At 73.3% G+C, this 9,820-nt stretch carries 8 protein-coding genes; 7 read left to right on the top strand and 1 reads right to left on the bottom strand.

Features of this window, described 5'->3' with window-relative positions; all coding sequences use genetic code 11:
• Positions 1–156: 156 nt before the first annotated feature.
• From ruvA to ICW40_RS17425, 7 genes are all read left to right on the top strand, one after another.
• The gene (gene ruvA, locus ICW40_RS17455) at positions 157–771 is read left to right on the top strand and encodes a Holliday junction branch migration protein RuvA (protein ID WP_221655278.1); all 615 of its coding nucleotides are present in this window, start codon (positions 157–159) and stop codon (positions 769–771) included.
• A gap of 10 nt (positions 772–781) precedes the next feature.
• Positions 782–1,804 (top strand): Holliday junction branch migration DNA helicase RuvB, encoded by a 1,023-nt coding sequence (gene ruvB / locus ICW40_RS17450; RefSeq protein WP_308121890.1) that lies wholly within the window; start codon positions 782–784, stop codon positions 1,802–1,804.
• A 137-nt stretch (positions 1,805–1,941) separates the two neighbouring features.
• Positions 1,942–2,376 carry a preprotein translocase subunit YajC gene (yajC, locus tag ICW40_RS17445; RefSeq protein ID WP_221655276.1) on the top strand — a complete coding sequence of 145 codons (435 nt, stop codon included), beginning with the start codon at positions 1,942–1,944 and terminating at the stop codon, positions 2,374–2,376.
• Positions 2,377–2,436: 60 nt separating this feature from the next.
• Positions 2,437–4,236 (top strand): protein translocase subunit SecD, encoded by a 1,800-nt coding sequence (gene secD / locus ICW40_RS17440; protein WP_221655275.1) that lies wholly within the window; start codon positions 2,437–2,439, stop codon positions 4,234–4,236.
• Positions 4,236–5,354 (top strand): protein translocase subunit SecF, encoded by a 1,119-nt coding sequence (gene secF / locus ICW40_RS17435; RefSeq protein WP_221655274.1) that lies wholly within the window; start codon positions 4,236–4,238, stop codon positions 5,352–5,354. Before secD ends, secF begins: the two co-directional genes overlap by 1 nt.
• A 29-nt stretch (positions 5,355–5,383) precedes the next feature.
• Entirely contained in the window at positions 5,384–5,923 is a 540-nt protein-coding gene (locus ICW40_RS17430; RefSeq protein WP_221655273.1) for an adenine phosphoribosyltransferase, read from the top strand.
• Positions 5,924–6,031: 108 nt separating this feature from the next.
• The gene (locus ICW40_RS17425) at positions 6,032–8,419 is read left to right on the top strand and encodes a RelA/SpoT family protein (RefSeq protein ID WP_221655272.1); all 2,388 of its coding nucleotides are present in this window, start codon (positions 6,032–6,034) and stop codon (positions 8,417–8,419) included.
• 82 nt (positions 8,420–8,501) lie between these two features.
• Here the strand turns inward: ICW40_RS17425 and ICW40_RS17420 are convergent.
• A partial coding sequence (locus ICW40_RS17420) for a DUF349 domain-containing protein (RefSeq protein ID WP_221655271.1) occupies positions 8,502–9,820 on the bottom strand: 1,319 nt, incomplete at its 5' end.

The raw sequence follows: 9,820 nt of genomic DNA, 5'->3' as shown, positions 1-9,820 counted from the left end.
GCGGTGCGGGCACCGCCGCCACCCCGGCGCAGCAGGCGTGGGCGCGCGCCGAGGCAGCGGCGCGCCGCGGCGTGCGCTGACCCGCCGCTTGTTAGCGTGCGGTCGTACAGATGTTCGGTCCGCGGCGGTGCGCCGTGGTGACGGGAGGTACCCAGGGTGATCGCCTCGTTGCGCGGACGCGTCGTGGCTCTGCGGCTGGACGCCGCGGTCGTCGAGGTCGGCGGCGTGGGGCTGCTGGCCTACGCGACGCCGACGACGCTCGCCGCGCTGCGCGTCGGTGAGCAGGCCGACCTCGCGACGTCGCTCGTCGTGCGCGAGGACTCGTTGACCCTCTACGGCTTCGCCGACGCCGACGAGCGGGACACCTTCGAGGCCGTGCAGACCGTGAGCGGCGTGGGCCCGCGCCTGGCGCTCGCGATGCTCGCGGTGCACACGCCCGACGGGCTCCGTCGCGCCGTCGGCACCGAGGACCTGGCGGCGCTGCAGCGCGTCCCCGGCATCGGGCGCAAGGGTGCCCAGCGGATCGTCCTCGAGCTCGCCGACCGGCTCGGTCCGCCCACGGCGGCCGTGACGACGGGCGGCGCTCCCGCACCCGTGGCGGACCGCCGCGGCGAGGTGGTCGAGGCGCTCGTCGGGCTGGGCTGGACGGCGAAGGCGGCCGAGGACGCCGTCGCGACCGTGGTGCCGAGCGACGCGGGTGCGGTCGAGGCGGCCGACGTCGCGGCGGTGCTGCGCGGGGCGCTCCGGGTGCTGGGCGGCGGCCGTGCCTGACGAGGAGGTCGTGACCGAGCGCATCGTGGCCCCCGGCGCCGAGGACCTCGAGCGGGCGGCCGAGGCCGCGCTGCGCCCCCGACGCCTCGCCGAGTTCGTCGGTCAGCGCGTCGTCCGCGAGCAGCTCGAGCTCGTCCTGCACGCGGCGCTCGGCCGGGGACGTGCGCCCGACCACGTGCTGCTCTCCGGCCCGCCCGGTCTCGGCAAGACGACGCTCGCCATGATCATCGCGGCCGAGCTCGGCACGTCGGTCCGCGTGACGTCCGGGCCCGCGATCCAGCACGCGGGCGACCTCGCGGCCGTCCTGTCCTCGCTCGAGGAGGGCGAGGTCCTGTTCATCGACGAGATCCACCGCCTGGCGCGTCCGGCCGAGGAGCTGCTGTACGTCGCCATGGAGGACTTCCGCGTCGACGTCGTCGTCGGCAAGGGCGCAGGCGCCAACGCCATCGGCCTCGCGCTGCCGCCGTTCACCGTGGTCGGCGCGACGACCCGCGCAGGTCTGCTGCCGGCCCCGCTGCGCGACCGGTTCGGGTTCACCGGGCACCTCGACTTCTACGACGAGGGCGAGCTGCAGCAGGTGCTCAGCCGGTCCGCGGGGCTCCTGGGGGTCGAGCTGCACGGCGACGCGGCGGTGGAGATCGCGCGCCGGTCGCGCGGGACGCCGCGGATCGCCAACCGGCTCCTGCGCCGGGTGCGCGACTGGGCGCAGGTGCGCGGCGACGGGACGCTCGACCTCGCCGCGGCGAGAGCCGCGCTCCTGGTCTACGAGGTCGACGAGATCGGCCTCGACCGGCTCGACCGCAGCGTGCTGACCGCGCTGTGCGAGCGGTTCGCCGGCGGACCGGTCGGCCTCACGACGCTCGCCGTCGCGGTCGGCGAGGAGCCCGAGACGGTCGAGACGGTCGCCGAGCCGTACCTCGTGCGCGAGGGCCTCATGGGGCGCACGCCGCGCGGGCGGGTCGCCACGCCCCGGGCGTGGGCCCACCTCGGGCTCCGCCCGCCGGCGGGGACGAGCGACGTCCTCTTCGGCTGAGCCACCTGCGGCCCGACAGCGGCCGGCGGGCCGCGCGCACGCGGAACCGGCCGCCCTGCCTGCGCGTTAGGGCGGGGGAGTGCAGGTCACCTAGACTTCGCGCGGTCGTTACCCGAACAGGACGTGAGATCGACACCATGGACTACAGCTTCCTCATCATCCTCGCCCTGGCCTTCGGCGCCATGTGGCTCATGACGAGCCGCACCCGCAAGCAGCAGAAGGAAGCCGCCAACTTCCGCGCGAACCTCGCCCCCGGCCAGGAGGTCATGACGGGCTCCGGCCTGTTCGCGACCGTGGTGGGCGTCGAGGACGACGTCGTGATCCTCGAGACCTCGCCCGGCGTGACCAGCCGCTGGCTGCGGCCGGCCATCGCGAAGCTCGTCGACCCGCCGGTGGCGACGGACGAGGCCGCCGACGACGAGGACGAGGACCTGTACGAGGACGACGACGTCCTCGAGGAGGACGAGCTGGTCGAGGACGAGCGCGCCACCACGGTCGAGACCCTCGAGGTTCCCGACGACGCCTCCAGCCTCACCGACCGCCGCGACGACGAGGGCACGCCCCGCCGCTGAGCGGCTCCTCCCCGGACCCGCACCGCCGCGGACGGGCTACGCACGAGAGAAGACGAACCGTTGGCCACACCGAACCGCACCCGCCCCGCGCGCCCTCTCGTGACGCTCGGGCTCCTGGTGCTCGCCCTGATCGGCGCACTGCTCGCGGGGGACCGCTGGTCCGACGCCTCGTTGACGCCCAAGCTCGCGCTCGACCTCGAGGGAGGCACGCAGGTCATCCTGCAGCCGATCGCCGAGAGCGGTGAGGAGGTCACCGAGGAGACGATCCAGCAGGCGATCGACATCATCCGCCAGCGGATCGACGCCTCGGGCGTCGCCGAGGCGGAGATCACGAGCCAGGGCGGCTCGAACATCGTCGTCGCCATCCCGGGCGAGCCGGACCCGGCCACCCTGGACCTGGTGCGCGAGTCGGCGCAGATGCTGTTCCGCCCCGTGATCGTGCAGGCGGCGCCCACGGCCACTCCCGAGGAGCAGCGCACGCCGCCCTCCGACGCCGCGGCCGAGACACCCGAGCCCGTCGACGCGAGCGACCCGGCCTGGCTGACCGACGAGCTGCTCGCCGAGTTCGAGGCCTACGACTGCACCGCCCCCGAGAACCTGGCCGGCGGCTCGGACCTCGTCGGCGACCCTGACGAGCCGGTCGTCGCGTGCGACGCGGCGGGCACCGCCAAGTTCGTGCTGGGCCCGGTCGAGGTGCGTGGCCAGGACGTCGCGAGCGCGAGCTCCGGGCTGCGGACCACCCAGACGGGCGCGGTCACGAACGAGTGGGTCACCAACATCTCGTTCAACCGGGAGGGCACCGAGGCGTTCCGCGAGGTGACGACCCGCCTGCTGTCCCTGGAGCCGCCGCGCAACCAGTTCGCGATGGTGCTCGACGGCCTCGTCATCTCCGCGCCGTCGGTCAACACCGTGATCGCCGACGGCAACGCCGAGATCTCGGGCAGCTTCACGCGCGAGTCGGCCGCGACGCTGGCCCGGCAGCTGAACTTCGGTGCCCTGCCGCTCACCTTCGAGGTCCAGAGCGAGCAGCAGATCTCCGCGACGCTCGGCTCCGAGCAGCTCGAGCGCGGCCTCCTCGCGGGCCTCATCGGCCTGATCCTCGTCGGCGTGTACTCGTTGTTCCAGTACCGCGCGCTCGGCCTGGTGACCATCGGCTCGCTCGCCGTGGCGGCCGTCCTCGCCTACACCGTCATCGCCCTGCTCTCGTGGACCCAGGGCTACCGCCTCAGCCTCTCCGGGGTCGCCGGTGTGATCGTCGCGATCGGCATCACCGCGGACTCCTTCATCGTCTACTTCGAGCGCATCAGGGATGAGCTCCGCGACGGGCGGACGCTCGCGGCAGCCGTCGAGGAGGGCTGGCGTCGCGCACGGCGCACGATCCTCATCTCCGACGCCGTGAACTTCCTGGCTGCCGTGGTCCTGTACTTCCTCGCCGTGGGCGGGGTCCGGGGCTTCGCGTTCACCCTCGGCCTGACGACGCTGATCGACCTGGTCGTGGTGCTGCTGTTCACGCACCCGGTGATGGTGCTGCTGGCACGCACGCGCTTCTTCGCCCAGGGCCACCCGTGGTCCGGTCTCGACCCGGCCGCCCTGGGTGCCCGGAGCCGCTACGTGGGCCGCGGACGCGTCGTCGCGCCCGGCCAGCCCGCCGACCGGCGGCGGGGGACCGGTGCGACGGAGCCCGAGGCCGACCTGGAGCCGGTGCGTGCGGGTGCTCCCGCCGGCCCGGCCGACGACGAGGGCGGCCGCAGGATGACGATCGCGGAGCGTCGGGCGGCCGAGCGGCGCGCCCAGGCGTCGACACCGCAGGACGAGACGGGCGCGCAGGCTGATGCCGGCTCCGAGCGGAAGGACAGCTGATGGCCTCGCGAGTGTCCCGCTGGGGGAACGACCTCTACACGGGCCGGACGTCGTACGACATCGTCGGCCACCGCCGGCGGTTCTACATCGCGTCGGCGGTCGTGCTGCTCATCTCCGTGCTGCTGCTCGCCGTGCGCGGGCTCAACCCGAGCATCGAGTTCAGCGGCGGAGCGGAGTTCACCGTCACGGGCGTGGCGGAGACGGACCAGCAGCCTGCGCTGGACGCGGTCGAGTCGGTCGTCCCGGAGACCGCCCCGCGTGTGTCCGTCGTCGGTGAGTCCTCCATGCGCATCCAGACGGGTGAGCTCACGGACGAGCAGACGGGTCAGGTCGCCGACGCCCTCGCCGGGGCCTACGACGTGCCGGCGGGCGACGTGAGCTCGTCGTTCGTCGGGCCCAACTGGGGCGCCGACGTGACCGGCAAGGCGCTGCGCGGGCTCGTGATCTTCCTCGTCCTGGTCGCGGCCGTCATGACCGTCTACTTCCGGGCTTGGCGCATGGCAGCCGCCGCGCTCATCGCCCTGGCCCACGACCTCGTGATCACGGTCGGCCTGTACGCGGGGATCGGCTGGGAGGTCAGCCCCGCGACGGTGATCGGCTTCCTGACGATCCTCGGGTACTCGCTCTACGACACCGTGGTGGTGTTCGACAAGGTGCGGGAGAACACCGAGAAGGTGCTCGACCAGCGGCGCTACACGTACGCCGAGCTCGCGAACCTGGCGGTGAACCAGACGCTCGTGCGCTCCATCAACACGTCGGTCGTCGCGCTGCTTCCGGTCGCCGCGATCCTCTTCATCGGCGCCTTCCTGCTCGGGGCCGGGACGCTGCGGGACATCGCGCTCGCGCTCTTCATCGGCATGGCCGTCGGCACGCTGTCCTCCGTCTTCATCGCGACCCCCGTTCTCGTGACGCTGCGTGAGCGCGAGCCCGACGTCGCGGAGCACACGGCACGTGTGCTGAAGAGCCGCGAGACGTCGGCCGGCGAGGGCGAGCTCGAGGGTGCGACGAGCGGACCGGTCAAGGTCCAGGTCGGTGCGGCCGTCCCCGGTGGCCACCTCGGCAACCGGGCCCAGCCGCGGCGCAAGCGGCCCAACCGGCCTGCCGGCCGGAAGCCGTGACCGCTGCCGGGTCGGAGGTGTTGACGGACGTGACGGCCGAGATCCCGGCGGACCTCGTCGACCGTGCGTCGCGACTGGTGGCAGACGTCCCCGACCACCCGGTCCCGGGCGTGACCTTCAAGGACATCACGCCTCTGCTCGCCGACGGCCCGACGTTCGCGGACGTCGTGGCGCACCTCGTCGAGCACGCCCCTGCGGGCGTCGACCTCGTGGCGGGCATGGAGGCGCGGGGCTTCGTCGTCGGTGCCCCCGTCGCCGTCGGCCTCGGGGCCGGGTTCCTGCCCGTGCGCAAGCAGGGCAAGCTGCCGCGGCAGGTGCTCGCCGAGTCGTACGACCTCGAGTACGGCAGCGCCGTCATCGAGATGCACCCCGACACCGTGCCGGCCGGCGCCCGGGTGCTCGTGGTCGACGACGTGCTCGCCACCGGGGGCACGGCCGCCGCGACCGTACGGCTCGTCGAGGCGGCGGGCGGCGTCGTCGTCGGCCTGAGCTTCCTCATGGAGCTGACCTTCCTCGGCGGGCGGGCACAGCTCGAGGGTCGCGACGTGCGCACGCTGCTGACGTACTGACGGCCGGCGCGGCCGCCCCCGCGTGAGGACGGCCGCGCGTCCCCGCGTGTGCACGAGCGCTCGTCGGCCGAACTAGACTCGGACGATCGTCGGGCGAGAGGAGGCGTGATGGCCGAGGAGTCCTCCGTGCCGCCGCGCGCGCCCGTCGGCACCGTGTCCGGTCCCGGCGAGACGTCGGGCGCGCAGCCCGACCAGCCCGCGAGCCGGCCGTCCCCCGAGCCCGCCGTCACCGGGTCGAACCGCGTGCGGTCCCGCCTCGTGCGCTTCGGCTCGCGCGGGTCCTCGGGCTCGCCCGCTCTCGAGCCCCTCATGCTCGCCGTCAGGGCCAACCACCCCAAGGCCGACCTCAGCGTCCTCGAGCGCGCCTACGTCACGGCGGAGCGTGCGCACCGCGGCCAGGTCCGGCGCAGCGGTGACCCGTACATCACGCACCCCGTGGCCGTCGCGACCATCCTCGCCGACCTCGGCATGACGCCGCCCACCCTCGCCGCCGCGCTCCTGCACGACACGGTCGAGGACACGGAGTACTCCCTGGAGACCCTGCGCTCCGAGTACGGCCCCGAGATCGCGATGCTCGTCGACGGCGTCACCAAGCTCGACAAGGTCGTCTACGGCGACGCGGCGCAGGCGGAGACGGTCCGCAAGATGGTCGTCGCGATGTCGCGCGACATCCGCGTGCTCGTCATCAAGCTCGCCGACCGGCTGCACAACGCCCGGACGTGGCGGTTCGTCCCGGCGGCGTCGGCGGAGCGGAAGGCACGCGAGACGCTCGAGATCTACGCGCCGCTCGCACACCGCCTCGGCATGAACACGATCAAGTGGGAGCTCGAGGACCTCTCGTTCGCGACGCTCTACCCCAAGGTCTACGAGGAGATCGTGCACCTCGTCGCCGAGCGGGCACCGGCGCGGGACGAGTACCTCTCGGTGGTCCGGGAGCAGGTCATGGCCGACCTACGGTCGGTGAAGATCAAGTCCACCGTGACGGGACGGCCCAAGCACTACTACTCGATCTACCAGAAGATGATCGTGCGGGGCCGCGACTTCGCCGACATCTACGACCTCGTCGGGGTGCGCGTGCTCGTGGACTCGGTCCGCGACTGCTACGCGGCGCTCGGCGCCCTGCACGCGCGGTGGAACCCGGTCCCGGGCCGGTTCAAGGACTACATCGCGATGCCCAAGTTCAACATGTACCAGTCGCTGCACACGACGGTCATCGGGCCCGGCGGCAAGCCGGTCGAGATCCAGATCCGCACCCACGAGATGCACCGCCGGGCGGAGTACGGCGTCGCGGCGCACTGGAAGTACAAGGAGATCGCGAAGCAGCAGGGCGGCGCCGTCGACGCCGCGAGCGACATGGCGTGGCTGCGCCAGCTCGTCGACTGGCAGCGCGAGACGGCCGACCCGAGCGAGTTCCTCGACTCCCTGCGGTTCGAGATCCGCGGCGCCGAGGTCTTCGTCTTCACGCCCAAGGGCGACGTCATGGCCCTGCCCGCCGGCTCCACGCCCGTCGACTTCGCCTACGCGGTCCACACCGAGGTGGGTCACCGGACCATGGGCGCGCGCGTCAACGGGCGGCTCGTGCCGCTCGACTCGACGCTCGAGAACGGCGACGTCGTCGACGTCCTGACCTCGAAGTCGGAGACGGCCGGCCCGAGCCGGGACTGGATGACCTTCGTCAAGAGCCCTCGTGCGCGGAACAAGATCCGCCAGTGGTTCTCGAAGGAGCGCCGCGAGGAGGCGATCGAGCACGGCAAGGACGCCATCGCCAAGGCGATGCGCAAGCAGAACCTGCCGATCCAGCGCCTCCTGACGCACGAGGCGCTCGTGACGCTCGCGAACGAGATGCGCTTCGCCGACGTGTCGTCGCTCTACGCGGCGATCGGCGAGGGCCAGGCGTCCGCTGCGACCGTCGTGCACCGGCTCGTCCAGTCGATGGGTGGCGAGTCCGGCGCGGAGGAGGACATCGCCGAGGCGACGCGCCCCGGCAACCAGCAGCGACGGCCGCGGTCGGGGGACGCCGGCGTGGTCGTCAAGGGCGTCAGCGACATCTGGGTCAAGCTCGCCAAGTGCTGCACGCCCGTGCCGGGCGACGAGATCATGGGCTTCGTCACGCGCGGCGCCGGCGTGAGCGTGCACCGCACGGACTGCATCAACGTCGAGGGCCTGCTCAACCAGCCCGAGCGGATCGTCGAGGTCGAGTGGGACACGGGCACCGGGACTCTCTTCCTGGTCCAGATCCAGGTCGAGGCGCTCGACCGGTCCCGCCTGCTGTCCGACGTCACGCGCGTGCTCTCGGACCACCACGTCAACATCCTGTCGGCGACCGTCTCCACGTCGCGGGACCGCGTCGCGATCTCGCGGTTCGTCTTCGAGATGGCCGAGCCGGCGCACCTCAGCTCGGTGCTCGCGGCGGTGCGGAAGGTCGACGGCGTGTTCGACGTCTACCGGATCACCGGCTCGCGCGCGGCCGAGGTGCCGACCGCCCGAACGAGCTGAGCGCGGCACCGGTCGCCTCCGACCGGTACCGCGCTCCGTCAGCCCCTGCCCGCCCGCTCAGCGAGGCGGACCGGTCAGCCCGTCACCGGGACTCGGCCGCGGCCCGCTCGACCTGCTCGAGCCACGCGCGGCGCGCGTCGAGCGCGGCCTGCGCGTCGGCGACCTTGCGCTGGTCGCCGGCCGCCTTCGCCTTCTCGAGGTCGGCCTCGAGCCCGGCGATCGCGGCGGTGAGCTGCGCGAGCGCACCCTCCGCACGGGCCCGGGTCTCGGGGTTGCTCCGCTGCCACTGCGACTGCTCGGCCTCGCGGACCGCCTGCTCGACGGCGCGCAGGCGCCCCTCGACGCGCTGGACGTCGTTGCGGGGGACCTTGCCGGCCTGCTCCCAGCGCTCCTGGATGTCCCGCAGCGCGGCGCGCGCAGCGGCCAGGTCCCGCACGGGGACCAGACGCTCGGCCTCCTCGAGCAGGCCGAGCTTGACCTGGAGGTTGGCGCCGAACTCCTCGTCGGTCTGGCGCTGGCCCTCGTCGCGCGCCGCGAAGAACTGGTCCTGAGCGGCGCGGAACCGCGCCCACAGGGCGTCGTCGTCCTTGCGGCTCGCGCGGCCGGCGGCCTTCCACCGGGTCATGAGGTCGCGGTACGCCGCCGACGTCGGGCCCCACTCGGTGCTCGTCGCGAGGCGCTCGGCCTCGGCGACGAGGGCCGTCTTCTCCGCCTTGGCCGAGGTGTTCTGCTTCTCCAGGTCCGCGAAGAACCGGCGACGCTCACGGTCGAACGTCGACCGTGCGTGGCTGAACCGCTTCCAGAGGGCGTCCTCCGTCGTGCGGTCGATCCGCGGGCCGTGCCGCTGCGCGTCCTTCCACTGGTCGAGCAGGGTGCGCAGCTGCTCGCCGGCAGGACGCCACTGCATCCGGTCCGGCTCCGTCGCGGCGATCTTCTCGGCGGCCTCGACGATCGCGGTGCGGGACTCGATCGCCGCCTGCTTGGCCGCGGCACGCTGGGCGTCAGCCTCGGCACGTCGCTCGGCGGCGACCCCGCGCAGCGCCTCGAGACGCGCCCGGAGGCTGTCCAGGTCGCCGACAGCGGCAGGCTCCGCGAGCTCGTCGGTGAGGTGGGCGAGCGTCGAGTCGATCTCCTTGACCGCGAGGTCGGCCGTCGCCATGCGCGTCTCGAGGAGCAGCACCTTGGCGTGCAGGTCGGCGAAGCGCCGGACGTAGAACGCGAGCGCGTCCGCGGAGTCGGCACCCGGGTACTGCCCGACGGCGCGCTCACCGCTCGCCTCGCGGACGTAGACCGTGCCGTCGTCGTCGACGCGGCCCCAGCGGGCCGCCTCGGCGCTCTCGGCCGCCGTGAGCGCGGGGGGCAGCGGGGCGGCGGGGGCGGCCGCGGCCGACGGCGCCGCTG

The organism is Actinotalea ferrariae (assembly GCF_019733465.1).
GTDB lineage: Bacteria > Actinomycetota > Actinomycetes > Actinomycetales > Cellulomonadaceae > Actinotalea > Actinotalea ferrariae_A.
This window is presented reverse-complemented; position numbering and strand designations above follow the sequence as displayed.